The 24,657-nt window shown below is 65.5% G+C and carries 24 protein-coding genes; 9 read left to right on the top strand and 15 right to left on the bottom strand.

From position 1 onward, the window contains the following. Positions 1 to 19 precede the first annotated feature (19 nt). From ACW9UR_RS17785 to mutM, 11 genes are all read right to left on the bottom strand, one after another. A complete protein-coding gene (locus ACW9UR_RS17785) occupies positions 20 to 640 on the bottom strand; it encodes a LysE family translocator (RefSeq protein ID WP_458918395.1) in 621 nt (206 codons plus the stop codon). Next, entirely contained in the window at positions 637 to 1,764 is a 1,128-nt protein-coding gene (gene recF / locus ACW9UR_RS17780; protein WP_458918394.1) for a DNA replication/repair protein RecF, read from the bottom strand. Before recF ends, ACW9UR_RS17785 begins: the two co-directional genes overlap by 4 nt. Before the next feature lie 20 nt (positions 1,765 to 1,784). After that, the gene (dnaN, locus tag ACW9UR_RS17775) at positions 1,785 to 2,903 is read right to left on the bottom strand and encodes a DNA polymerase III subunit beta (protein WP_458918393.1); all 1,119 of its coding nucleotides are present in this window, start codon (positions 2,901 to 2,903) and stop codon (positions 1,785 to 1,787) included. A gap of 154 nt (positions 2,904 to 3,057) precedes the next feature. Beyond that, the gene (locus ACW9UR_RS17770; RefSeq protein ID WP_458918650.1) at positions 3,058 to 4,725 is read right to left on the bottom strand and encodes a TadE/TadG family type IV pilus assembly protein; all 1,668 of its coding nucleotides are present in this window, start codon (positions 4,723 to 4,725) and stop codon (positions 3,058 to 3,060) included. Positions 4,726 to 4,957: 232 nt separating this feature from the next. Beyond that, positions 4,958 to 6,616: a TadE/TadG family type IV pilus assembly protein gene (locus ACW9UR_RS17765; protein WP_458918392.1), complete on the bottom strand. Its 1,659-nt coding sequence runs from the start codon at positions 6,614 to 6,616 to the stop codon at positions 4,958 to 4,960. 119 nt (positions 6,617 to 6,735) lie between these two features. After that, positions 6,736 to 7,206: a TadE/TadG family type IV pilus assembly protein gene (locus ACW9UR_RS17760; RefSeq protein ID WP_458918391.1), complete on the bottom strand. Its 471-nt coding sequence runs from the start codon at positions 7,204 to 7,206 to the stop codon at positions 6,736 to 6,738. A 211-nt stretch (positions 7,207 to 7,417) separates the two neighbouring features. Continuing rightward, a complete protein-coding gene (dnaA, locus tag ACW9UR_RS17755; protein WP_458918390.1) occupies positions 7,418 to 8,839 on the bottom strand; it encodes a chromosomal replication initiator protein DnaA in 1,422 nt (473 codons plus the stop codon). An 87-nt stretch (positions 8,840 to 8,926) separates the two neighbouring features. Then, positions 8,927 to 9,376 (bottom strand): rhodanese-like domain-containing protein, encoded by a 450-nt coding sequence (locus tag ACW9UR_RS17750; protein ID WP_458918389.1) that lies wholly within the window; start codon positions 9,374 to 9,376, stop codon positions 8,927 to 8,929. Positions 9,377 to 9,745: 369 nt separating this feature from the next. Further along, entirely contained in the window at positions 9,746 to 10,012 is a 267-nt protein-coding gene (gene rpsT, locus ACW9UR_RS17745; RefSeq protein WP_458918388.1) for a 30S ribosomal protein S20, read from the bottom strand. A gap of 84 nt (positions 10,013 to 10,096) precedes the next feature. Continuing rightward, positions 10,097 to 10,873: an enoyl-CoA hydratase gene (locus tag ACW9UR_RS17740; RefSeq protein WP_458918387.1), complete on the bottom strand. Its 777-nt coding sequence runs from the start codon at positions 10,871 to 10,873 to the stop codon at positions 10,097 to 10,099. Positions 10,874 to 10,934: 61 nt separating this feature from the next. Beyond that, positions 10,935 to 11,786 carry a bifunctional DNA-formamidopyrimidine glycosylase/DNA-(apurinic or apyrimidinic site) lyase gene (gene mutM, locus ACW9UR_RS17735; RefSeq protein WP_458918386.1) on the bottom strand — a complete coding sequence of 284 codons (852 nt, stop codon included), beginning with the start codon at positions 11,784 to 11,786 and terminating at the stop codon, positions 10,935 to 10,937. A gap of 155 nt (positions 11,787 to 11,941) precedes the next feature. Between mutM and ubiE the strand changes: the two genes are divergently transcribed. Beyond that, entirely contained in the window at positions 11,942 to 12,688 is a 747-nt protein-coding gene (gene ubiE, locus ACW9UR_RS17730; protein WP_458918385.1) for a bifunctional demethylmenaquinone methyltransferase/2-methoxy-6-polyprenyl-1,4-benzoquinol methylase UbiE, read from the top strand. A 1-nt stretch (position 12,689) separates the two neighbouring features. Then, a complete protein-coding gene (gene ubiB, locus ACW9UR_RS17725; RefSeq protein ID WP_458918384.1) occupies positions 12,690 to 14,216 on the top strand; it encodes a 2-polyprenylphenol 6-hydroxylase in 1,527 nt (508 codons plus the stop codon). A gap of 12 nt (positions 14,217 to 14,228) precedes the next feature. Here ubiB and ACW9UR_RS17720 read toward each other — a convergent pair whose 3' ends face one another. Continuing rightward, a complete protein-coding gene (locus ACW9UR_RS17720; protein ID WP_458918383.1) occupies positions 14,229 to 15,683 on the bottom strand; it encodes a M48 family metalloprotease in 1,455 nt (484 codons plus the stop codon). A gap of 111 nt (positions 15,684 to 15,794) precedes the next feature. On the opposite strand from ACW9UR_RS17720, the gene ACW9UR_RS17715 reads away from it, so the two are divergent. The 3 genes from ACW9UR_RS17715 to ACW9UR_RS17705 all read left to right on the top strand — a co-directional run bounded on the left by ACW9UR_RS17715 (position 15,795) and on the right by ACW9UR_RS17705 (position 18,102). After that, positions 15,795 to 16,394, top strand: a complete 600-nt coding sequence (locus ACW9UR_RS17715; RefSeq protein ID WP_458918382.1) for a ribonuclease HII — start codon at positions 15,795 to 15,797, stop codon at positions 16,392 to 16,394. Positions 16,395 to 16,472: 78 nt separating this feature from the next. After that, entirely contained in the window at positions 16,473 to 17,576 is a 1,104-nt protein-coding gene (locus tag ACW9UR_RS17710) for a DNA methyltransferase (RefSeq protein WP_458918381.1), read from the top strand. A 148-nt stretch (positions 17,577 to 17,724) separates the two neighbouring features. Beyond that, entirely contained in the window at positions 17,725 to 18,102 is a 378-nt protein-coding gene (locus ACW9UR_RS17705; RefSeq protein WP_458918380.1) for a DUF1636 family protein, read from the top strand. Here the strand turns inward: ACW9UR_RS17705 and cobU are convergent. Further along, complete coding sequence (gene cobU / locus ACW9UR_RS17700) at positions 18,099 to 18,602, bottom strand: bifunctional adenosylcobinamide kinase/adenosylcobinamide-phosphate guanylyltransferase (RefSeq protein WP_458918379.1); 504 nt, start codon at positions 18,600 to 18,602, stop codon at positions 18,099 to 18,101. The two genes, ACW9UR_RS17705 and cobU, sit on opposite strands and share 4 nt — an antisense overlap. 84 nt (positions 18,603 to 18,686) lie before the next feature. On the opposite strand from cobU, the gene cobT reads away from it, so the two are divergent. The 4 genes from cobT to cobD are packed head-to-tail and all read left to right on the top strand — an operon-like array spanning position 18,687 to position 22,464. After that, positions 18,687 to 19,691, top strand: coding sequence for a nicotinate-nucleotide--dimethylbenzimidazole phosphoribosyltransferase (gene cobT / locus ACW9UR_RS17695; RefSeq protein ID WP_458918378.1), 1,005 nt, complete (start codon positions 18,687 to 18,689; stop codon positions 19,689 to 19,691). Position 19,692: 1 nt separating this feature from the next. Then, positions 19,693 to 20,514 carry a propanediol utilization protein gene (locus ACW9UR_RS17690; RefSeq protein WP_458918377.1) on the top strand — a complete coding sequence of 274 codons (822 nt, stop codon included), beginning with the start codon at positions 19,693 to 19,695 and terminating at the stop codon, positions 20,512 to 20,514. Beyond that, entirely contained in the window at positions 20,511 to 21,449 is a 939-nt protein-coding gene (cbiB, locus tag ACW9UR_RS17685; RefSeq protein ID WP_458918376.1) for an adenosylcobinamide-phosphate synthase CbiB, read from the top strand. Before ACW9UR_RS17690 ends, cbiB begins: the two co-directional genes overlap by 4 nt. 52 nt (positions 21,450 to 21,501) lie before the next feature. Beyond that, complete coding sequence (cobD, locus tag ACW9UR_RS17680) at positions 21,502 to 22,464, top strand: threonine-phosphate decarboxylase CobD (RefSeq protein ID WP_458918375.1); 963 nt, start codon at positions 21,502 to 21,504, stop codon at positions 22,462 to 22,464. Here cobD and ACW9UR_RS17675 read toward each other — a convergent pair. Both ACW9UR_RS17675 and cobO read right to left on the bottom strand, forming a co-directional pair. Then, positions 22,461 to 23,894 (bottom strand): cobyric acid synthase, encoded by a 1,434-nt coding sequence (locus tag ACW9UR_RS17675; protein WP_458918649.1) that lies wholly within the window; start codon positions 23,892 to 23,894, stop codon positions 22,461 to 22,463. The two genes, cobD and ACW9UR_RS17675, sit on opposite strands and share 4 nt — an antisense overlap. A 145-nt stretch (positions 23,895 to 24,039) precedes the next feature. Continuing rightward, positions 24,040 to 24,648, bottom strand: a complete 609-nt coding sequence (gene cobO / locus ACW9UR_RS17670) for a cob(I)yrinic acid a,c-diamide adenosyltransferase (RefSeq protein ID WP_458918374.1) — start codon at positions 24,646 to 24,648, stop codon at positions 24,040 to 24,042. Between the last annotated feature and the right edge of the window lie 9 nt (positions 24,649 to 24,657).

Genomic DNA, 24,657 nt, shown 5'->3' with positions numbered 1-24,657 from the left:
CGAATCGGGGTGTTGTAGATCACAGCAGCGCGATCGCGAAACCGACAAGGATCAGGGTGACGCCAGCCCCCAGATTGAGCCGGGCGCGCGCCGCCGGAGAGGACAGGATCGCTCGTACCCGGTCGAGGAAAACCGCCAGCAAAAGGTTGCCCGTGAAGGGCACGAGGGCCGAGATCAGGCAGATCACCGCGATGTCCCAGCCGGTGATCGCCGAGAGGTCGAAGAACCCCGGCAGCACGCCCATGTAGAACAGGATCGCCTTCGGATTCCCGAGGATGACCAGCAGTCCGGCGGTGAATCCGGCCCACATGCCCGGCGCGGTCAGGGCGCTGTTTTCTCCGATATTCTTGTGTCGCTTGCGGATTAGCTGGGCACCCATCACGACGAAAACCACGGCGCCTGCGATGCGCAGCAGGCTCAGCGCGTCGCCGTAGACCGAGACGATGAAGCTGACGCCGAACACCGCCAGCAGCGGCCAGAGCACATCGCCCACCACGACGCCGAGAGCCAGCGGCCAGGCGCCGTGAAAGCCCGAGGCCAATGCACGGGCGATCAACGCGACCCACACCGGGCCCGGGGTGAGGAAGAGGATGAACAGCGCGCCGGCGTAAAGGCCGAGCTGCGCAGGTGTCAGCGTCATGTGGCGGGGTCCGTCAACTGGGTCACGTGGGATTGGCCGCCCTCGTCCGTGACCTCGACCCATTGCGCGCGCTCGCCCATCGCGGCGAACAGGTCGGCATCGGTTCCGGTCATCCACGCCTGGGCGCCCAGGGTGCAGATCTCATCGTATAGCGAGCCCCGGCGGTCCGCGTCCAGATGCGCTGCGACTTCGTCCAGCAGTAGGATCGGGGCGGCGCCGATGTCCTGCGCCAGCGCGCGGGCGTTGGCAAGGATTAGCGACACCAGCAGCGCCTTCTGTTCGCCGGTCGAGCAGAGCCGCGCCTCCATCTGCTTGGCGGTATAGATCGCGCGCAGATCGTCCCGGTGAGGCCCGGTCAGCGTGCGTCCGGCGGCAAGATCCCGGCGGCGGCCCTGCGCCAGAGCGGTGCGCAACTCGGTTTCGTCGCGGGGCGTTTCGGCGCCATCCTCGGGCGGGGCGAGGCTCAGATCGGCTTGCGGAAAGGCCGTCTGGGCGCCCTGCTGGGCGTCGTTCAACCGGTCGAGCGCCATCGCGCGGTTCGTCGACAGCGCTGTGCCGTGGCGGGCCATCTGGGCCTCGAGACCAGCATACCAGGCTTCGTCACGGATCTGGTCCTTCAGCAGGCGGTTCCGCTCGCGCATTGCCTTCTCATAGGCCAGCGCCACGTCGGCATGGCCCGGTTCAAGGCTCATCGTCACCCGGTCGAGGAAACGGCGGCGTTCCCCGGCGGCGTCCATCCACAGCCGGTCCATCGAGGGCACCAGCCACAGCACGCGGGCGATCCGGCCCAGCGCGGTCTGCGAGGCCGCCTTGCCGTCGATCGTCACCTGGCGCGAGCCCTGGCCGGGCTCGGCCCAGGTCTCGACCTCGTGCAGGTGGTGTGGGGTATCGAGCGTCGCGCGGACCTTCCAGCCAAGGTTCTCCGGGCTGCGCGACAGGTCCGCCGTTGCCGAGCGGCGCAGGCCGCGGCCGGGCGACAGCAGCGAGAGCGCCTCGAGAATATTGGTCTTGCCCGCGCCGTTGGGACCGAAGATCGCGACGGGGCGTCCGTCGCCCTCGATCCGGGCGGCGCGGTGCGAGCGAAGGTGCGACAGCGCCAGGGCCGTGACGGCCAGGCGGGACATCAGGGGCGGAGAGCCCCCGCCTAGACGCGCATGGGCATCACGACGTAGACGGCCGTCTCGTCATCGCCCTCGCGCATCAGGGTGGGGTCGCCGGAGCCGTTGAACAGGAAGACGGCATTCTCGCGGTCCACCTGGTCGGCGATCTCCTGCAGGTATTTCGCGTTGAAACCGATCTCCAGCGAGTCGTCGCCATAGGCCACGGCCAGCTCTTCCTCGGCGTTGCCGCTGTCGGGTGCGTTGACCGACAGCACCAGCCGATCCTCGTCCAGCGTCAGCTTGACCGCGCGGGAGCGCTCGGAGGACACGGTGGCGACGCGGTCGACGGCCTTGCTGAACTCGGTCGCGTCGACTTCGAGCCGCTTGGTGTTGCCAGTCGGGATCACACGGGAATAGTCGGGGAACGAGCCGTCGATGACCTTCGAGGTCAGCGTAACCTCGGGGGTGGCAAAGCGGATCTTGGTTTCCGAGACCGATACGGCGATCTGTGTTTCATCATCGTCGAGCAGCTTGCGCAGCTCGCCCACGGTCTTGCGGGGGACGATCACGCCGGGCAGGTTGTCGGCGCCCTGCGGCAGAGGCGCGTCGATCCGCGCCAGCCGGTGGCCGTCGGTGGCGACGCAGCGAAGAACGCGGCCGTCCAGCCCGTCGGCGGCGTGCATGTAAACGCCGTTCAGGTAATAGCGGGTTTCCTCGGTCGAGATTGCGAACTTCGCCTTGTCGAACAGGCGCCGCAGGATGGGCGCATCGCAGGCGAAGTTGCAGTCATACTCGGCGTTGGCCATCACCGGGAAGTCTTCGCGGGGCAGGGTGGCCAGCTGGAAGTTCGAGCGTCCGGCGCGGACCGACAGGCGGCCGGCAGCGCTGTCAGCCTCAAGCTCGACCATTGCGCCGTCGGGCAGCTTGCGCACGATCTCGTGCAGGGTGTGGGCGCCGACGGTGGTGGCGCCCGCGCTCAGGACCATCGCCGGGGCGCGGTCCAGAACCTCGATGTCGAGGTCGGTCGCGCGGAAGGCCAGCGTGTCGCCGTCGGCCTCGATGAGCACATTGGCGAGGATCGGAATCGTGTTCCGCCGCTCCACGACCGACTGCGCCCGGCTCATCGCTTTCAGCAGCGCGGATCGCTCGATGCTCACCTTCATAGAAACCGTTCCTCGTCTCGCTCGCATTCGGGAAGCCGACGGTAGCGAAATCGCCGGATTGTTCAAACGGAAAAAGGGGAAAGCGGCGGAAGGTGTGGCAGGAATGAAAAAGGGGCGCGGTCTCCCGCGCCCCTTCGATCGGAAAGTTCAGTCCTCAGTTGACCAGGCGATACCAAGACTGAGTCGTGAAGTTCTTCGTCGGAACCGCGCCGGGGCAGTCCTGGAACTCGGCCTGCGAGCGCAGGTAGATGTTGCCGCCAGCGTGCACCGAGGACCCGTCCATTCCATCCGCCTTGGCGGCATAGTAGACGTCTTCCTCTTCCGACACGATCAGCGAGCTGATCATTGTCATGTCGGAGGCGAAATCGATCGTGCCGCGGGCCATGATCTTGGAGCCGGCGCTGTCTTCGCATGCGCCGCTGCCGATGGTCACGCCATTGCTGCCCTGGATCGAAGCGTTCGGGCCGTTGTGGTCGGTCAGAAGGATCGAACTCGCGATGGTGATGTTCGACGACAGCGAGTAGCGGCACTCGTTCGACACCACAGCGATATTGGTGAGCGTGATCTCCTGATTGAAGTCGACAGTCTTGTCGGCGCCACCGCCCGAGCAGTCGATGTGGTAGATCTTGCCGGCGAAATCCGAACTGGAGATCGTTCCGGCGGCGATGTCGGCCAGTAGATTCTCGAACCTGGTTGCTGTCAGCGGTTCGGTGACACCCGGCGATGTCTCGACCTCGCTCACGATTGGCCAATCTACCGTATAGTTATTCGGGTTATGACCAGCTTCCAATTCGGCAATATCGGCCGCTGTCAACGGAGTGTCCATGAGGTTATCACCGATCGGTACCGACGAAATCTCGGCCGTCTCAATGATATAATCCGGCATGTAATCCTTGATCTTTTGCAGATCGACGTCTTCCGGCGTCTCCAGCATTGCTTGGATGTTCGGGAATTCCGTGACCCCGGTAGGTTGCAGGCTGGCCGGGTTATACCGGTTCTCCAGGTTGCTATCCGCGTCATCCGCGCCCGAGCCCGCGACCTGTGTCTCGAACTCTCCGTTCGAAGACACGTGGACGGTGTCGTCGAAGCTGTTGTTTTGCTGCAGATCGATACCGACAGCAGGGTTCTTGTTACCCTTGTTCTCTTCACCCTGACCGTGGATGCAAAGCTGACCCGAGAAAGTGTTGTTCGAGCTCATGTCCACCTTACCCGTCGCAATCAGACCGTAAGCATATGGGCAGGGAACGAACATCGCCGCAACCGACTGGCCGGCGACATCCCAGAACTCCAGTCCGCCAAACGCGCCCAGCAGCAGCGTGTCGAGCGGGTTCGCATCGTTCGGATCGGCACGACGGCTGGAGCGATATGCAGTAGCGCGCGCCGCGTTGATGCTGTAGGCGGGCGTGCCCGTCCCGTCCCAAGCCGTAAACGTGGTGCCGTTCCAGTTGCCCAGTTCGACATCGGCATCCGTGATGACATTGCCGTTGTTGGCGGTGTTCATCATCTTGGTCGCAAGGTCCTTGGCCACGGTCCGCGCACGGGTGTAGCCCGTCGGAGGCGTGGCACCGCCGTCGACATAGTACTCTTCGTCCTTTTGGTCGTAGAGACCGTAGTACTGAAGTTCGTTGTAATTCATCAACGCCGCAAGCGATGCGGATTCGGCTGTCGCCGTCAGCACCTGCCGGTACTTGTAGGCATTCGCCGTGTCGATCACGAAACCCGACATGATAAGGAAGATCAGCGTCCAGAAGATCGACCAGGCGGTCGATGCACCTTCGACGTCGTTGTGAAAACGCGAAATCGCGCCTGTAGGCATTTTCATCACGCCACCCCACCTGGAACCCACGAATCCGACAAACCTGAGCCGGATTTTGAACATCATTAATTAAATAGCAAACTTTCTACTGGGGCACAATGAAAGCTGGAACTTTTAACTTAATGATTCTAAACGGAAATAGTGCTGGATGTATTCACATAAACTTATGTGTATGAAATGTCACGGGGCGGAGACGCCGCTGCGCCCCGCCCCGCGGTGAATGAAATCGCGAAAGAGCTTACTGCACCAGCCGATAGTAATCGCGGGGCGGGTCAGTAAAGTCGCCGATCGCGTCCGGGCAGAGTTCCGCCTGGGCCTGTGAGCGCAGCCAGATGTTGCCGCCGGCATGGACAGAGGTCCCCTCAAGGCCGTCGGCCTTGGCGGCGTAGTACACGTCCTGCTCGGCCGAGATGATCTGCGAGCGGATCATGTTCATGTCCGACGCGAAGTCGATCGTACCACGCGCCATCACACGCGATCCCGTGCCGGTCTCGCAGTTTCCGTTACCGATGGTGACACCATTGCTGCCATGGATGACAGCATTGCCGTTCTGGTTGACCGCATCCGTGAGCAGGTATGCGTCGCTGATGGTGATATCGGATGAAAGGTTGAATTCGCAGTTCGGCGAGACGACGGCGACCCTGTCCATCAGAACGGCTTGATTAAGCGCGACGGTCTTTCCGTTCCCACCGGTGCAGGTGACCTTGTAGATCTTGCCGGCGAAAGTTTCCTCGACCGTGTCGTTTGCGGTCGCAGTTGCCAGCAGGCTCTCGAGTGCGGCACCGGTGAGCGGATCGCCCGACGGGGTCGTGGTGACAATCGGCCAGTCGTTGGTGTCGTCTCCCAGGGCGTTGATATCTGTCTGCGAGAAATCGTCCTTGTTAAGGGGGGTCGATAGATCCCCATCGCCGACAATGTAGTTCCCGCTGGCATCTTTCACGTTGTCTAGGATGTAGTCAGGCATGTGATCGGACAGGGTCGTGGCTGTGACCTGCGTCGGATCGAAGAACATGTCGCGCAGTTCGTTGAACATGGTAACGCCGAAGATGTCGAGTTGCTCTTGGCGGTAGACGTCATAGACCGGATCGTCGTACCCCGCGCCTGAGCCGTCGACCATGGTATCAAACGAACCCGGAGCCGATACGATCACTTCAGGGTCGAAATAGTTCCCCTGCTGAAGACTGATTCCCACTGGAGGATTCTTGTTGCCATCGTTTTCATGACCTTCGCCGTGGACGCAGATCTCGCCGTAGAACGAGTTGTTCGAACTCATGTCCACCTTGCCCTGAGCGAGCAAGCCATCGGTATAGCAGGCCGGAATGAAGGCTTCGGCAATCGAAACAGAGGCGACGTCCCACCAGGGCATGCCGCCGAATGCGCCGAGCAGCAGCGTATCGAGCGGGTTTGCATCGTCCGGATCCGCGCGGCGGCTGGACCGGTAGGCCGTGGCGCGCGCGGCGTTGATCGTGAAAGTCGGGTTCGACGTTCCGTCCCATACCGTGAAGGTAGAACCGTTCCAGTTGCCCAGTTCGACATCCTGATCTGTGATCACCTCGCCGTTGCCGCTGGTGTTCATCATCTGGCTGGCGATGCTGGTCGCAACATTTCGCGCGCGGGAGTACCCTGTCGGCGGGGCGTTGCCGTCTTCGGTGTAGTATGTCGCGTTCTTCTGGTCGTAGAGCCCGTAGTACTCCACCTCACGGTAATTCATGATAGCCGCCAGCGATGCCGACTCGGCCGTGGCGGTCAGCACCTGCCGATATTTGTAGGCGTTGGCGGTGTCGATGATAAGCCCGGAGAGGAGCAGGAAGCAGATCATCCAGAAGATCGACCAAGCGGTCGATGCACCTTCGGCGTCTTTCTTGAATGCGGCGTACATGCCGATCGACTTGTACATCACAGAACCCCTCTCAGGGTTATGCCCGTACTCGGCAGAGGATGTTCGGCGGTACCCACACCGAACCTTGAGTTATCCAAGGCGCCGCAAACCCCGGCAGCGCCTTCTGCGGTGCCGGCTTAGTTGCTGGCCGAAACGCCCTCACGCTCTTTCACCTGATAGACCGTGGCGTTGATTTCATCAGAGGCAAACGTGCTTGCGACGCTGCCGAAAACGCCGACAACATCGACGTCCTGCACCTTGTGGGTCACGACGACCCGAATGACCCCCGTGCCATCAAGGTTCATTGTCGGCACCACTGCAGGTTCGACACCCCCGAAAGTTGCATTCCTTTTTGCGTCAGCAATGATGTCGGCTTGGCTGCCGCTGCTTACCGCCAAGCGGCGCGCCGTGTCGGAGGCAACGTCGTACATCACAGCCTGCGCCAGGAACATGAAGCAGACGTCAACGACGATGCTGAGAATCAGGATGAAAATGGGAAGCCACAGCACGAACTCGATGGTGTTCGTACCGCCGTCCTCGTCCTGCTTGAGCTCGCTCAAGCGCTGACGAAAAACCTTTCTAGCTTCTGCAAACAGTTCCGAGATCATTGCACACACCCTGGAGACCGTGCTCCACCTATACGCTTTTGCCAAACCCTGCCCCAAGGTTACCCAGACTCGGTAAACCAGCCAACGGGATTTGGCGCATGCTCAGCTAGCATACAACCCAAGTTTAGTGGCGAAATCGCGGCAATTCGGGGCCGCGAATCGTTCACTTTGTGCCGAAAGGTTGCCGAAAAGACTCGGTTTCCAAGGCCGGTCAGGCCTCCAGCATGCGGCGGAGCAGCTCGACCTCGTCGCTGATCTGGCTGTCGACCGACTTGAGTTCCTCGATCTTTTTCACCGCATGAATGACCGTGGTGTGGTCGCGTCCGCCGAATCGGCGGCCGATCTCGGGCAGCGATTTCGTCGTCAGCTGCTTCGACAGGAACATCGCCACCTGGCGCGGCCGAGACACCGCGCGAGCGCGGCGCGGGCCCAGAAGGTCGGCCATACGCACGTTGTAGTGGTCGGCGACTTTTCGGATGATCTCTTCGACAGTGACCTTGCGCTCGGATGCGCGCAGCACGTCTGCGAGGCATTCCTGCGCCATGTCCATGTCGATCGGCCGACCGACCAGCGAGGCGAAGGCGTAGAGCCGGGTCAGCGCGCCTTCCAGCACGCGGACGTTCGAGCTGATGCGGTGGGCCAGGAACTCCAGCACGCGCGGATCGACGGTGATGCCGGGGTGAAGCTCGGACTGGATCTCGGCCTTGGTCTGGAGAATGCCAAGGCGCAGTTCGTAGTCGGTCGGGTGCAGGTCGACGACAAGGCCGCACTGCAGGCGCGACTTGATCCGGTCCTCGAGGCCCGAGATCTCGCCCGGCGCAGTGTCGCCAGAGATCACGATCTGCTTGTTCTGGTCCACCAGCGCGTTGAACGTGTGGAAGAACTCTTCCTGCGTCGATTCCTTGCCAGCGATGAACTGGACGTCGTCCACCATCAGCACGTCGACCGAGCGGAACAGTTCCTTGAAGGAATAGGTGTCCTTGAAGCGCAGCGCCTGCACGAAGCGGTACATGAACTGCTCGGCCGACAGGTAGAGCACGCGCGGGGCGGGGGTCCGGTTCTGCAGCTCCCAAGCGATGGCGTGCATGAGGTGCGTCTTACCGAGGCCAACGCCGCCGTAGAGGAACAGCGGGTTGAAGGTCACGGCTCCGCCCTCGGCGACACGGCGCGCGGCGGCATGGGCCAGCTCGTTCGGTTTGCCGACGACGAAAGTGTCGAACCGATAGCGGGCGTCAAGGGGCGAGCCGGGCAGTTCGGCGCCGTGATCCGCCGGGCGAACGGGTTCTGCTGGGCGGGCAGCAGGCTGCGGGGCGGCATCCGCGCCGTTGGCGTGACCGCTCAACTGGCCGTTCGCGGCTTCGGCGCCGACGGGTTCCGGCGTGCGAGCGGGACGGTTCGCAACCGAGAAGTCGAGGCGAGACACCGACGTGCCTGTATCCGCAATCAGGCGCTGGATCCGCTCGCCGTAGTGCTGCGAGACCCAGTTTCCGATGAAGCTGGTGGGGGCCGTCAGATAGGCGACGCCATTGTTGCAGCCCTGGAATTCCAGCGGCTCGATCCAAGTGGTGAAGGCGGATTCACCGAGTGAGTCGTTAAGCCCGTTGCGAACGCGGCCCCAAATATCCTGTTCCATGCCGTCCCGTCGTTTTCCGTTCGTCCCCGACGGCGCCCCCACGCCGCAAATGACCGCCCCCGGACAGGGGCCGCCGATTCTACGTCCTCAGCTCTGCTGCCAGGCGAGGCCGCGCGCTTTCCAGCCGTTCATGGCGCCGCGATGCCGGGCCGAATCGAGGTCGCCCTCGAATCCCTCGGCCACGTTCACGCAGCGCACCTCGAGGCCCCGCGATGCGCAAAGGCCCGAGACTTCACGCGCCGCCTCGAGGGAGCGCGCGCCGGAGCGGCAGATGAAGAAGATCTGCCGCGGGGTGGATTCGCCGAAGGCGCTCAGCACCTGCTCGGCGAAATCCGGGGACACCTGCATGTCCGGATAGCGGCGCCACTCGGCCAGAACCACCTGGCGGTCGAGCGCGCTCAGATCCGGAACGCCGACGAAGCTCCACTCCGGCCGGGTCCGTACATCGACAAGCTGGGCAGTGCTGTCCGCTTCAAGCGCGGCCCAGACTTCGTCCGGGCTCAGGTTGTCGACGGCGATGGTCGGAGAATCGCTCATGAAGTCTTTTGTCCCCTGCTGATAGTGGCGCGACACTAGACGCGCCCCAGTTCACCTTTCAACACGACAAATCCATTGACGTTGCTTTGGGCGGATCACTACAGATTCGATGCAACACTATGCTCAACAAGTAAAACGCAACACCGCAGCGCCGGAATACTTTCCGGTTCCGCGATCATTACGAACTATCGTTGAAGCTCAGTGTTGGGCCACCGAGTGCAGGGCCAAGTTAGGCAGCGGCTCAGATTCGGGCAACAGGACCAAAACCTGAACATGACGTCGACGTGACAGTTTTCGAAACGTGAATATTTCATGAAAAACGCCCGCGCACCGGAGGTACGCGGGCGTTGAATCAGAATGTCGCTGATATCAGGCGCTGATGGCCTTCACGCGGGCCGACAGGCGGCTGATCTTCCGCGATGCGGTGTTCTTGTGCAGGATGCCCTTGGTCACGGAGCGCATGATTTCGGGCTGTGCGTTCTTCAGCGCGTCACGCGCCTTTTCGCTGTCGCCGGAAGCGATGGCTTCCTCGACACGACGAATGAACGTCCGCATCCGCGAGCGGCGGGACTTGTTGATCATGGTCCGCCGAGCCAGCTGGCGGACGCGCTTTTTTGCTCCAGGCGAGTTAGCCATGAATCGGTTCCAACATTTCACGTTTCGTAGGTCAGGGCGCGGACATATCCACATGCGCCCCGGCTGTCAACGCCCAACCGGGAGTTACTTTCCCCGGAACTGAGGCGTGCGCTTCTCGGCGAAGGCGGCCATGCCTTCCTTCTGGTCCTCGGTGGCGAAGAGCGCGTGGAACAGACGGCGCTCGAACAGGACGCCTTCCGAGAGGGTGGTCTCGTAGGACCGATTCACCGCCTCTTTCACTGCCATCACGGTCAGCGGCGACTTTTCGGCGATCTTTGCGGCGGCTTTCAGAGCCTCGGCCATCAACTCCTTGGCGGGCACGACGCGGCTGACAAGGCCCGAGCGTTCCGCCTCGGCCGCGTCCATCATGCGCCCGGTCAGGTGCATCTCCATCGCCTTGGACTTGCCGACCGAGCGGGTCAGGCGCTGGGTGCCGCCGATTCCCGCGATGATCCCGAGGTTGATCTCGGGCTGGCCGAACTTGGCGTTGTCGGCGCAGATGATGAAGTCGCACATCATCGCCAGCTCACACCCGCCGCCCAGCGCGTAGCCCGCGACGGCGGCGATGATCGGCTTGCGGATTTGTAGGATCCGGGCCGCTTCGGGGGTGAAGAAATCCTCGCCGAACATGTCGACGAAGCTCTTCTCGGCCATTTCCTTGACGTCCGCGCCCGCGGCGAAGGCCTTTTCGGACCCGGTCAGAACGATCGCGCGCACGCTGTCGTTCCCGTCCAGCGACTGCAGCGCCTTGCCGAGTTCCCCGAGCAACTGGCTGTTGAGCGCGTTCATTGCATCGGGTCGATCCAGGCGGATGACGCCGACGTGGTCCTCGACCTCGACCTTGATGGTCTCGTATCCCATTGGTGGCTCCTTCGCCCGGACAACCCCGCCAGAGGTACCACGAAGTCTGTCCGGCGCAACCCTATCTCTGGCAGCTGTTGCAGTAGTAGGTGGACCGGCCCGACTGGACGATCCGGCGAATCGCGCCGGTGCAGCCTTCACGGCGGCAGGGTTGGTCCGCGCGGTCGTAGACAGCGAAGCTGTGCTGGAAGTAGCCCAGTTCCCCGTCCGCTTGCCGATAGTCGCGGAGCGAACTGCCCCCCGCCTCGATCGCGGCGGTCAGCACGGCGCGGATCGCGGGGACCAGCACGTTCAGCCGCGCGAGCGACACCTTGCCCGCCAATCGGCGCGGGTGGATCCCGGCCTGCCAGAGCGCTTCCGAGACATATATATTGCCCAGTCCCGCGACGATCCGCTGGTCCAGAAGGGCGGCCTTCATCGGCGTGCGCCGCCCCTTGAGCCGTTCGGCCAGGTAGTCGGGGGTGAAGGCGTTGCCCAAGGGCTCGGGGCCGAGCGGGGCGATCAGCCAGTGCGCCTCGACCTTATCCGTGGGTGTTAGGTCCATCGCGCCAAAGCGGCGGGCATCGTTGAACGTGATCCGGCTGCCGTTCTCCATATCGAGGATGACATGGTCGTGCTTGCCGGGCGTCGCGCGGTCATGGTGGAAGCTGCCGGCCGCCGCCTCCTCGATCAGCATCCGGCCGGACATGCCCAGGTGGACGATCAGCGTCTCGCCCGTGTCGAGATCCGCCAGAATGTACTTGGAGCGCCGCCCCAGCCGCAGCACTCGCGCGCCGGTCAGCCGGTCGGCCATGCGCTCGGGCAGGGGCCAGCGCAGATCCGGGCGGCGGACGTCGGCTTTCAGGATCCGCGCGCCGCTCATGGCCGGCTCCAGCCCGCGGCGGACCGTCTCTACCTCGGGCAGTTCGGGCATTTGGCCTTCCTTTGGCAGGGCTTCGGACGTTGGCTGCGGCGATAGGCCCGCGCGGCGAGGCTGTCAATCTGCCTCCGAGGGCGCGACAGAGTGCCGGAATTGTACTACCTGCCCCTGACGTATTAACTGGCGCGCGAATGGCGCGGGATATGGGCATGGGCGAGAAGACGACGCATTTCGGGTTCCAGGACATCCCCGAGGAAGAGAAGGCCGGCCGCGTGCACGGCGTCTTCACCTCGGTCGCATCGCGCTATGACGTGATGAACGACGTGATGAGCCTGGGCATCCACCGAGTGTGGAAGGACGCCATGCTCGACTGGCTGGCGCCGCGGAAGAACACGCGGCTGCTGGACGTGGCGGGCGGTACCGGCGACATCTCGTTCCGGTATCTCGACCGGACGCACGGCACGGGCCATGCGACGGTGCTCGACATGACCGAGGGCATGCTGGTCGCGGGCCGCCAGCGCGCCGAGGCGGAGCAGCTGTCCGACCATGTGGACTGGGTGGTCGGCGATGCGATGGCTCTGCCGCTGCCGGACAACAGCTTCGATTACTATACGATCAGCTTCGGGATCCGGAACGTGACCCGGATCGAGGACGCGCTGTCAGAGGCGTTCCGCGTGCTGCGCCCCGGCGGGCGACTGATGGTGCTGGAGTTCAGCCAGCTTCCCAATCCGGGGATGCAGTGGCTCTACGACCGCTACTCGTTCAACGTGATCCCGCCGATGGGGCAGATGATCGCCAATGACCGGGACAGCTATCAGTACCTTGTCGAGTCGATCCGCAAGTTCCCCGCGCAGGAGCCGTTCGCCGACATGATCCGTGACGCCGGGTTCGGGCAGGTGCGCTGGCGCAACCTCTCGCTGGGCATCGCGGCGCTGCACTCGGGATGGAAGCTGTAAGGTGCGCGGGCCTCACAATCTCTGGCGCCTGATCCGGACCGGCGCGACCTTTGAGCGGACCGGCGCGATGCGCGAAGCGCTGGAGGCGCTGGATGCGCCGCGCCATCTGCGGATCGCCGCGCGCGTTCTGGGCTGGCCCTTTGCCTGGCTCGGCCACAGGGGCGATGCCTCGCTGCCGCCGATCAGCCGCGCGCTGACGGCGCTGGGTCCGGCCTACATCAAGTTCGGGCAGCTGATGTCGACCCGCCCCGACGTGGTCGGCGATGATCTCGCTGCCGAGTTGAAGCAGTTGCAGGACGATCTGCCGGCCTTTCCGGTCGAGGTCGCCCGCGCCTCGGTCGAGCGCGAGCTGGGCTTCCGGGTGGATGAGCTGTTCGACGATTTCTCCGGCCCGGTCGCTGCCGCCTCGCTGGCGCAGGTGCATCGGGCGCGGCTGCGCAGCAATGGCCGGCAAGTGGCGGTGAAAGTGCTGCGCCCCGGGATCGAGCGCGCCTTCATGCGCGACGTCGACGCCTTCTATCTTGCGGCGAGGATGATCGAGCTGCTGGCGCCCAAGGCCCGCCGCCTCAAGCCCACCGATGTGATCGAGCATTTCCAGTCCGTCGTGTTGGGCGAGTTGGACTTGCGGATGGAAGCCTCGGCCGCCGACGAGTTTCGGGCGAACACCATGAAGGACGAGGGGTTCTCGGTCCCCGAGGTGATCTGGGCGCATTCCGGACGCCGCGTCCTGACCCTGGAGTGGGTGGAGGGCACCAAGTTCGGCGACGTTCCTGCGCTGGCTGCGCGCGGCGCGGACCTGACGGAGCTGTCGCGGCGGGTGATCCAGACCTTCCTCAAGGTCGCGCTGCGCGACGGGTTCTTCCACGGTGACATGCACCAGGGGAACCTCAAGCTGGCGCCCAACGGCGAGATCGTCGCACTTGATTTCGGGATCATGGGCCGGATCGACGCCTACACCCGCCGGGTCTATGCCGAGATTCTCATCGGGTTCCTGCGCCGCGACTATCGCCGCGTGGCCGAGGTGCATTTCGAGGCCGGCTACGTCCCGCGCACGCAGGATGTCGAGGCGTTCGCGCAGGCGCTGCGCTCGGTCGGCGAGCCGATCTTCGGGCAGGACGCCACGCATATCTCGATGGCACGCCTGCTGGCACACCTGTTCGACGTGACAGAGCGTTTCGGGATGGAGACCCGGACCGAGCTGATCCTGCTGCAACGGACGATGGTTGTGGTCGAAGGCGTCGCGCGTTCGCTGGATCCGGCGATGAACATGTGGGAGGCCGCAAAGCCCGTGGTCGAGGACTATATCCGGGACAACCTCGGGCCGCGCGCGGTGCTCAACGATCTGGCGAATACGGTTAAGGTGCTGAGCCGCTTCGGGCCGCTGCTGCCCGGCATGGCCGAGCGTGCGCTGGTCTATGCCAACAACCCGCCCCAGCCGAAGGACGAGCGCGGGTTGCCGTGGTGGGGCTGGCTGATGACGGGCGCTGCGGGTGCGCTGGGCCTCGTGGCGCTGGTCGAGCTGATCTGAGCGCGACCGGCGCTACTCTTCCATCACCAGTTTGACCAGGTCGCCGATCACCGGCACTTGCGCGCCGTCATAGCCGTTCAGCACCCGGAACCGGCTTTCGGCGCCGTCGCGGAGCGGCATTGCGGCGGCGAAGAGGTTCATGCTGTCGCCGCGCCGCACCTCGTGGATTTGCAGCCAATAAGGATTGTAGCGGGTCGATGCGGTCAGCGGCAGCTGGCGGAACGTGTCCACTGCCGCCTCCATCTCAAGGCTCGCGGCGATGTCTTCGGCCGGGGCCACGTTGCGGAACCGGTAGATGCGCTCGTCGGTGCGGATCACGACCAGTTGCGCGACTTTCGGACCGGTTTCGTCGTCATAAGGCTGAAAGGCGCTGGCCGCGTCGAAGCCGCCGATCTCGCGCGCCTGCAGGTCATAAAGGTATCCGGAGGACACGTTGCGCGTCAGGCTCGGCGCCCAGCTGTCGCGAAGATAGCTCTGCAACCGGCTGCCTGCCCGGTCGGTGGTGTCCAGAACCATGACCGCCCCGCCGGGGCCGCGGGCGATGACCTCGGCGGCGGTGATCTCGGCGACATAGCCCTCGGGGAGATCGAAGGCGAAATGCAGGTTCGGGTGGATGAAGCTGCCGTCGCGGATCAGGCCGTGATCCGGGCTGTCCCCGTAGAGCAGCCCCTGCAAGGCAAGCAGGAAATCCCGGCGACCGTCGTCGATCGGGCCCGACCCTGTCTGAACCGCGTCGGCGGCGAGGCGGATGGCGGTCGCGATCTCCTCACGCTCGGGGCCGGTGCTCCCCAGAAGCGCGACGGTTCCCGCGCCGTCGAGATTGTTCGCGAGGCCCGCATGGGTCTGCAACCTGCGAAGCAGTTCGATGGCGGAGTTAGGCGGATACCCGGCCGCCGCAAGCATCTCCACGCCCGGCCGGGCTGCCGCGAGTTCCATCGACAAATCGAAGTCCGGCGCAGCGCCGGTGTTGCGGCCCGAGAAAGGGTTCGGCGCATCGCCTTCCGGCCGTCCGCCGATCAGGCCGTCGAGCAGCGCGCCCTCGGACAATCCGCGATGCGGCGTGGCAGGGGCCGGTGGCTGCAGTGGCACATGGTCCGCAAGTACATGCGCCATCTGGTGCGCCAACACGGCGGCGAGTTCCGCCTCGGAGTTCAGCAGCGCCAGCAGGCCCCGGCTGACATAGACATAGCCACCCGGCTGCGCGAAGGCGGTCAGCGTCGGGGTGTCGAGGATGGTGAAGGTCCAGTTCTCGGCTGGCTCCTCGGTCTGCGCGGCCAGTCGTGCGCCGACCTGATTGACATACTCCGACAGCGCGGGGAAGTAGTACGCCCCGCCATGACGGGTCAGGACCGCCGGATGCGCGTCGGCGCCGGCATCGCGCTCGGCAAAGGTGAAGGGTGCAGCGGGACCGGCAGGAAGAAGCAGCAGAAGCGCTGCGGGAAGAGACGAAATCAGGAACCGTATCATGGCGTACTCGATGAAACCTCCGGGGGCGTCATCCCCCGTACTACTCTTTAACGCGAACAAGTTTGGTGCAATCCTGCACGGAATTCATGGCTTTTTTGAGGTTTCGGCTCGGTGACCCTGTTCAGGCGCGCCCCGATCTGCGGAATTGACGAGGCCGGGCGGGGCCCGTGGGCCGGTCCTGTCGTTGCCGCCGCGGTGATCCTGGACCCGGAGAAGGTGCCCGTCGGCGTCGACGATTCAAAGAAGCTTTCAGCCAAACGCCGCGCGGCGATCTTCGCCGAGTTGAAGGAGTGCGCGGTGATCGGGATCGGCGCCGCCTCGGTGCGCGAGATCGACCGGATCAACATTCTCCAGGCCTCGTACCTCGCGATGCGCCGAGCCGTCGCCGCGCTGCCCGTCGCGCCGGGGCATGCGCTGATCGACGGCAAGGGGATGCCTCGCGATCTGCCCTGCCCCGGAGAGGCGATTGTCGGCGGCGACGGCAGCGAACCGGCGATCTCGGCGGCGTCTATTGTCGCAAAGGTCACAAGGGATCGGATCATGGTTGCGCTTTCGCAACAGTACCCCGGCTACGGCTGGGAGACGAACGCCGGATACGGAGTCAAAATGCATTCCGAGGCACTGCACCGTCTAGGGGTAACCCCACACCATAGGCGTTCGTTCAAACCGGTCCACAACATCTTGTGCCAAGATCATTTTGTAAGTCATTGATTCAATTTGAAAATTGACGTGATTCGCGATTGAGGCCATCTTGGGTGCAACAAGACAGCCGCAAGCCGGATCACCGATATGCCCCAGAAAACCAAAACGGCCCAAGCCGATCTTCCCCTCGATTCCGTCCTGACGGGCGACTGCATCGACCTGATGAACAGCCTTCCCGAAGGCTCGGTCGATCTGGTGTTCGCCGACCCGCCCTATAACCTGCAGCTCAAGGGCGACCTGCACCGGCCCGACAACTCGCGTGTCGATGGCGTGGACAACGATTGGGACCGTTTCGCGTCGTTCGAGACCTATGACCAGTTTACCAAGGCGTGGCTCAAGGCCGCTCGCCGGGTCTTGAAGCCGGACGGCGCGATCTGGGTAATTGGTTCATATCACAACATTTTTCGCGTCGGATCTGCGCTCCAGGACACGGGGTTCTGGATCCTGAATGACGTCGTGTGGCGCAAGACCAACCCGATGCCGAACTTCCGCGGCAAGCGCCTGACCAACGCCCACGAGACTCTCATCTGGGCCGGGAAAAGCGACAGCGCGAAGTACACGTTCAACTACGAAGCCCTGAAACAGCTGAACGACGGCGTTCAGATGCGCTCGGACTGGCTGTTGCCCATCTGCAACGGCGGCGAGCGCCTGAAGAACGAGAAGGGCGAGAAGGCACACCCGACCCAGAAACCCGAGGCGCTGCTGCACCGCGTGCTGGTCTCGACCAGCAAGCCGGGCGACATCGTGCTCGACCCGTTCTTCGGCACCGGCACCACCGGCGCCGTGGCGCGCCGTCTCGGCCGCCGCTGGATCGGGCTCGAGCGGGACGAGGAATACGCCCGTCTTGCCCGCAAACGCATCGCCGCCGTACCGAAGTCCGACGCCGAGTCTTTGACCACCACCGCCAGCCGCCGGGCCGAGCCCCGCGTGCCGTTTGGCCAGTTGGTCGAGCGCGGCATGCTTGCGCCGGGCGACGTGCTGGTCTCGATGAACGGCCGACGCACCGCGAAGGTCCGCGCCGACGGCTCGCTGGTCTCGGCCGAGACCAAGGGCTCGATCCACCAGGTCGCCGCTGCGCTCGAGGGCCTGCCCTCGTGCAATGGCTGGACCTATTGGTCGTTCAAGCGCGACGGCCAGGCCATTCCCATTGACGTGCTGCGCCAGCAGATCCGGGCCGAGATGAACGGCTGACACGTCCGAAACGACCGCCAGTGCCATACGGCACAACTGGGCGCCGGGGTTTCCTCGGCGCCTTTTTTCGTGATCGCAAAGGGCCGTGCGGTGCTGGCATCCCGGTGCCGCCCGCGTTAGGGGTTGGGGCCGAAACCCGGAGGCCCCGATGACCACGATCACCGTCTGCACCACTTGCCGCCAGCCCGCGCTGCGCGAGGACAAGACCCTCACCCCCTGTGGCGAGGCGATGTTGGCCGAGGTGCAGAAGGCTGCCGAGGGCGTCACGGGCGTCAGTGTCCGGGGGACCGCCTGCCTTATGGGGTGCGAGCACGGCTGCAATGTCGCGATCTCGGCCGAGGGCAAGATGACCTATGTGCTGGGCCGTTTCGCACCCGGCGCCGAGGCCGCCGAGGCGCTGGTGGACTATGCCGCCCAACATGCCGAAAGCCCGAGCGGCGTGGTCCCGTTTCGCCAATGGCCGCAGGGCGTGAAGGGCCATTTCACCGCTCGCGTTCCGCCGATCGCGATGCCGCCGGCGCTTTAATCCTTCAGCCAGACCGGCAGGCCGGCGGCGACGAAGGCGACCCGGTCGGCCCGCGCCGCGACCTGCTGGTTCAGGCGCCCCTGCGCGTCCCGGAATGTGCGACCCAGGGGCGTTTCGGGGACCAGCCCAAGCCCGACCTCGTTCGAGACCATGGCGACAGGCGCGGAGCAGCGCGACGCCGCATCCAGCAGCCGTTCGGTCTCGGTCTCGATGTCTCGCTCGTGGTGCATCAGGTTCGACAGCCACAGCGTCAGGCAGTCGAGAAGGACGGCCTCATTACCCGTGGCCTGATCCAGCGCCCCGGTGGGGTCGAGTGGGGTTTCGACCGTCCGCCAGCCCTCGCCGCGTGCAGCCTTGTGAAGCGCGATCCGCTCTACCATCTCGGCGTCGAAGGCCTGCCCGGTTGCGATATAGACACGGGACGGCGCGGCCTCTTCGGTCAACCGCTCGGCGAAGCCTGTTTTGCCGGAGCGCGCCCCGCCCAGAACCAGTGTCAGCACCCGTCGCCTCCTGCCTTCAACGTGTCTTGCGCCCAACCTATGCCAGCGGCTAGGCAGGGGCACCCGATAATTCAGCGAGCGCGAATGACCCAGACCAACGACCTGCCCGCCCGCATCCGCCATGCCATCGATACCAAGACCAAGCCGCCAGGCTCGCTGGGCCGGATCGAGGATCTGGCCGAGCAGATCGCCCTTTTGCAGGGCACGGTGACACCGCGGATGGAGCGGGCGCAGCTGACGATCTTCGCGGGCGACCACGGCATCGCGGCCGAAGGCGTCTCGGCCTTTCCGCAGGCGGTGACGGCGCAAATGGTGCTCAACTTCCTGAGCGGCGGCGCGGCGGCGAACGTGTTCGCGCGGACGACCGGCGTGGCTCTGCGCGTGGTCGACGCCGGTGTCGTCGAGGCAATCGAGCACCCCGATCTGATCTCACGCCGTATCGGGCCGGGGACGGCGAACAGCGCCGTTGCGCCTGCTATGACCGCCGAGCAATGCGCCAAGGCGTGGGCTGAGGGCGCTGTGCTTGGGGCTGACGGGCAGGCCGATGCGGTCTGTTTCGGTGAGATGGGGATCGCGAACACCACCGCCGCGACGCTGATCGCACACAAGATCACCGGCAAATCGGTGGCCGAGTTGACCGGGCGCGGCACCGGGCTGGATGATGCAGGGCTGCGCCACAAGACAGAGGTTCTGGAGCGGGCCGCCGCGCGTACCGGCGCGCTGACCCCCGGCGAGGCGCTGGCGGAATACGGCGGGTTCGAGATTGCGATGATGACTGGCGCGATGGAAGGTGCGGCCCGTGCCGGGCGGCTGGTTATCGTCGACGGCTTCATCGCCTCGGCGGCCGCGCTGGTGGTGTTGACCGAAGCGCCAGAGTTGCGCCGGGCGATGGTCTTTGCCCACGCCTCGGCGGAGGGTGGGCACCGGATGGTGATGGATCACCTGCAGGCGCGTCCGCTGCTGGATCTTGGCCTGCGCCTTGGCGAGGGAACCGGGGCGCTGCTGGCCTGGCCTCTGGTGCAGGCGGCGGCGGCAATGCTCAACGACATGGCCAGTTTCGAGGATGCGGGCGTCAGCAGCGGGACCTGAGGTGGCGCTCGGGCCACGCGGCTGGCGCACGGCCCGCGTGGCCGGGCACTTGGGCGAGTTCCTGCAGGGGCGCGTGGACGGCGAGGTCGTTCTCGTCACATTGCCCGCGCCGATCCTCGGGGTCACCGCGCGCTGGCGCGCTGGGCCAGAGCCGCTGCGGGTGACGGGCGGGCTGCTGACCCGGCCTGCCTTGCGTGCATTGTTCTCTGCTGCCGGCCGCCCCCTGCGTGGTGCGTTGCGCCTGAGCGCTGACATGCCGCCCGGTGGCGGGGCCGGGGTCTCGACCGCCGCGCTGCTGGCGGTAGCTGGTGCGGTGGGATTGTCCTTGGATGAACGGCTGGCGCCGCTCTGCCTTGGGTTGGAGGGGGCGACCGATCCCCTGATGTTGCCCGCGCCGGGGCAGGTCCTTTGGGCGTCGCGCAGGGCTGAAGTCAGGGAGCGGCTGGACCCGGTGCCCTCTTTCGATGTTTTGGGCGGGTTCCACGGAGCGCCGTGCCAGACGCGGGCCGGGGATGAGCGTTTCGCCGGTATTTCCGATCTCGTGACGGACTGGCGGGCGGCGGGCCCGGATCGCGCTCGGCTGGCCGAACTCGCGACCGAGTCCGCCCGCCGCAATCAAGCGCTGCGCGGCGGCAAGGATATTGCCCCCCTGATGGCAATAGCGCGCGATTGCGGCGCGCTGGGACTGGCGGCGGCGCATACGGGCTCGGCTCGCGGCCTGCTGTTCGCGCCGGGGGAGGGTGACCGCAGACGTGCGGCCCGCCTGATGGCGGAAGCCGGAGTGCGCGGCATCGTCACCTTCCGCACACCGGGGCCCCTATGAGCGCGCTTGCGATGCTGCTGGCGCTGGGCGTCGACGGGCTGGTCGGCTGGCCGGACTGGCTGTTCCGCCGTATCGGCCATCCGGTGACGTGGCTCGGGGCGCTGATCCGACGGCTGGATCTTGCGTGGAACGACGACACCGCGACCGAGGCGCGGCGTATAGCGATGGGCGCTCTTGCCGTGGCCGTGGTGCTGGCGGCGGCCGTCCTTCCTGCCGTTCTGGTCGCGCGCCTCTTGCCCGGGGGCTGGCTTGGCATCGTCCTGACCGGTCTGCTGGCCGCACCTCTCGTCGCCGCGCGTAGCCTGCATGACCACGTCGCCGACGTCGCGCGCCCGCTGGAACAAGGCGATTTGCCCGGCGCCCGGCAGGCGGTCGCGAAGATTGTCGGTCGCGATCCCGAGCGGCTGGACGAGGCTGGCGTCGCCCGCGCCGCGCTTGAGAGCCTGGGCGAGAATGCCTCGGACGGGGTGATCGCACCGCTGTTCTGGGGCGCGCTGTTCGGACTGCCGGGGATCGCCGGCTACAAGGCGATTAATACGCTCGACAGCATGATCGGCTACCGCACGCCTCGGCACCAAGCGTTCGGGCGGGTCGCGGCGCGGCTGGACGATGCCGTGAACTGGGTGCCTGCGCGGTTGACGGCGCTGCTGTTCGCGCTGGCCTCGGGGCGTCCCGTGCAGGTACTGCGCGGCGCAAGGCCCGACGCGCCGCTGCACCGCTCGCCCAACGCAGGCTGGCCCGAAGCGGCGCTGGCACATGGCATCGGCTGCCGGCTGTCGGGGCCGCGCGCCTACAGCACAGGGATGGAGGACCAGCCCTGGGTGAACGCCGCTGCGCCTGACCCGGATGCGGCGGCGATCCGGCAGGGGTTGCGGTTGTACACGCGGATGCTTGGCGTCGCGGCGGCCGGTCTTGCGCTGATGGCGCTCATCTGAGGCTCGCGCCCGCTGCGCAACGCTTTATGCTGCGCCCGAAACAGGAGGCCACATGCGCGAACACGGCGGCGATCTGGACGCGGCGATCAGGGAGTACGGCGGCGCGCCGGGTGACTGGATCGACCTATCGACCGGGATCAACCGTGTGCCCTGGCCGATGCCCGAGTTGCCGGACGCTGTGGTGCGGGCCTTGCCGACGTCGGCGCTGGTCGAAGACGCGATGACCGCGGCGCGCGCGGCATATTCGACGGCCGCTCCGGGCCTTGCGCTGGCGGGCGCGCAGGCGGCGATCCAGATGGTGCCCTGGCTCAGGCCGCGCGGCTTGGCCCGTGTGCTGTCGCCAACCTACAACGAGCACGCCGGCGCGTTGCGGGCGGCAGGCTGGACGGTCGAAGAACCGGAGCGGCTCGCTGATCTGGCGGGTGCCGACGTGGCCGTGGTGGTGAACCCCAACAATCCGGATGGTCAACGGCATCGAACCGAGGACTTGCTGGCTCTGGCGGACCGCGTCGACCTTCTGGTTGTGGACGAAAGCTTCGCTGACCCCGAACCGGAGCTGTCGCTATTGCCACACATGCCTGCCGCGGGTGTGCTGGTCATGAGGTCATTCGGGAAGTTCTACGGGCTCGCGGGCCTGAGGCTGGGCTTCGCATTCGGTTCCCGAACGGATATCGCGACGATCCGCACACTGGCTGGCCCTTGGGCGGTCAGCGGCCCGGCATTGCATCTTGGAGCGCTCGCGTTGCGGGATGTTGGCTGGCGCCAGCAGGCTGTCCGGCGCTTGTCCGAAGGAGCCGCGCGGCTCGACGCACTGGCAACCGGCGCGGGCTGGCAGGTGATCGGCGGCACCACCCAGTTCCGGCTCTACGAGACCGGTGGCGGGATCGCGGCGCGGCGCAGGCTCGCCACGCACCGGATCTGGAGCCGGGCGTTTGAGGCACACCCGACATGGCTGCGGCTGGGGCTCCCCGGTGAACCTGGCGAGTGGGACCGGCTTGAGGCCGCATTGCGCTAACGCGCGGCGAGCGCCAGAAGGCTGTCCACGTCCATGTGTTCTTCGAGGTGGGCGGCCAGCTTGTCCAACGTCCGGTCCACCGAAGCGGTATAGGACTGACCCGATGGTTCGGCGCCAAGATCGCTCAGCCAGGCCGCACGGAAGGCGTCTTCGGAGAACAGGCCGTGCAGGTAGGTGCCGGTCACGCGTCCATCACCGGAAATTGCCCCCTCGGGAGCTCCATCCAGAAAGGCGAACGGCCGCGACCGGTCCGGGCCGTCCGTGCGCCCGATGTGGATCTCGTAGCCCGAGACCGCGAGCCCGCTGGCTGCATGGTGCGCCTCGGCGCGGGTCAGCCGCTTGTCGCCGGTCATCACGGTCTCGACATCCAGAAGGCCGAGGCCCTCGGTCTCGCCCGCCGGGCCCTCGATCCCCTCGGGGTCTGCGATCCGGCGGCCGAGCATCTGGTAGCCGCCGCACAGCCCGAGGATCCGCCCGCCGCGCCGGCGGTGTGCGATCAGGTCCACGTCCCACCCCTCGGCCCGAAGCATCGCAAGGTCCCCGCGCGTCGACTTGGTGCCGGGCAGGATGACGACATCCGCATCGCCGGGAATCGGCTCGCCGGGGCGGACCATGACGAGGGTGACGCCGGGCTCCTGCTTCAGCGGGTCGAGGTCGTCGAAATTGGCGATACGCGACAGGAGCGGGCAAGCGACCTTCAGCGCGCCCGAGCCGCCGCCAGAAACGTCCAGCGCATCTTCGGCGGGCAGCAGGTGCGCCTGCGGAAACCACGGAACGACCCCGTAGCCGGGCCAGCCGGTGCGCGAGGCGATGAAGTCATAGCCATCCGTGAACAGCGCTGGATCGCCGCGGAACTTGTTGATCGCGAAGCCGTGGATCATGGCGGCATCCTCGGGGTCGAGAACCGCCTGTGTGCCGACGATCTGAGCGATTACGCCGCCCCGGTCGATATCACCGACAAGGACGACCGGCGTTCCCGTGGCGCGGGCAAAGCCCATGTTGGCGATGTCACCTTTGCGCAGGTTCACCTCGGCCGGACTGCCGGCGCCTTCGATGACCACGAGGTCGGCCCCGGCTTGCAGGCGCGTGAAGCTGTCCGTCACGGCCTGCAAAAGCCGCGGCTTTAGCGCGGCATAGTCCCGCGCCCGAACCGTGGTCAGCCGTTTGCCGTTCACGACAACCTGGGCGCCTGTGTCGGTTTCGGGCTTGAGCAGGACCGGGTTCATGTCGGTATGCAACTCGACCCCGCAGGCCAGAGCCTGAAGCGCCTGCGCTCGCCCGATCTCGCCCCCATCCGAGGTTACGGCGGCATTGTTCGACATGTTCTGCGGCTTGAATGGCCGTACCGAAAGCCCACGGTTGCGTGCCGCGCGGCACAATCCTGCGACCAGCAATGACTTGCCGACATTCGAGCCGGCACCGTGCAACATCAGGGCCTTTGTCACGACTGCCCCACCGGACGCAGCCGCGCTCGGCCGGGCAGGCCCGGCCCCTCTGGCCCGGCGGGGCCAGAGGCGAGGGTGCGCACGCGCACCCTCGGAGCGCCTTGGATTGCCCTGCAACGCAAAGGCATGGTCAGAATTCCACGCCTTTCTGGGCCTTCACGCCCGATCGGAATGGGTGCTTGACCAGTTCCATCTCGGTTACCAGGTCCGCCGCCTCGATCAGCGGTTCCTTGGCGTTGCGGCCGGTCAGCACGACGTGGGTCATTTCCGGCTTTTCGGCCCGCAGGAACGCGACCACCTCGTCGACGTCCAGATAGTCGTACCGCAAGGCGATGTTGATCTCGTCCAGCAGGACCATGCGGATCTCGGGGTCGCGGATCAGCTCCTTCGCCTTCTCCCACGCGGCCGCGGCCATTTCCATGTCGCGGGACTTGTCCTGCGTTTCCCAGGTGAATCCCTCGCCCATCGTGTGGAACTGGCACGCGTCGGAGAAACGCGTCAGGATCAGGTCCCGCTCGCCCGTGCTCATTCCACCCTTGATGAACTGCACTACGGCGCAGGGCATCTGGTGGGCGATGCAGCGGAAGATCATCCCGAACGCGGCCGAGGACTTCCCCTTGCCCTTGCCGGTGTGAACGATGATCAGGCCTTTCTCTTCGGTTTTGGTGGCCATGATCTTGTCGCGGGCGGCCTTTTTCTTGGCCATCTTGGCAGCGTGGCGGTCGGTGTCGTCGGTCATGTTCTGCTC

The organism is Halovulum sp. GXIMD14794, from assembly GCF_054457455.1.
Note: the sequence above shows the minus strand (reverse complement) of the source record. Positions and strands in the feature narration are given on the sequence as shown.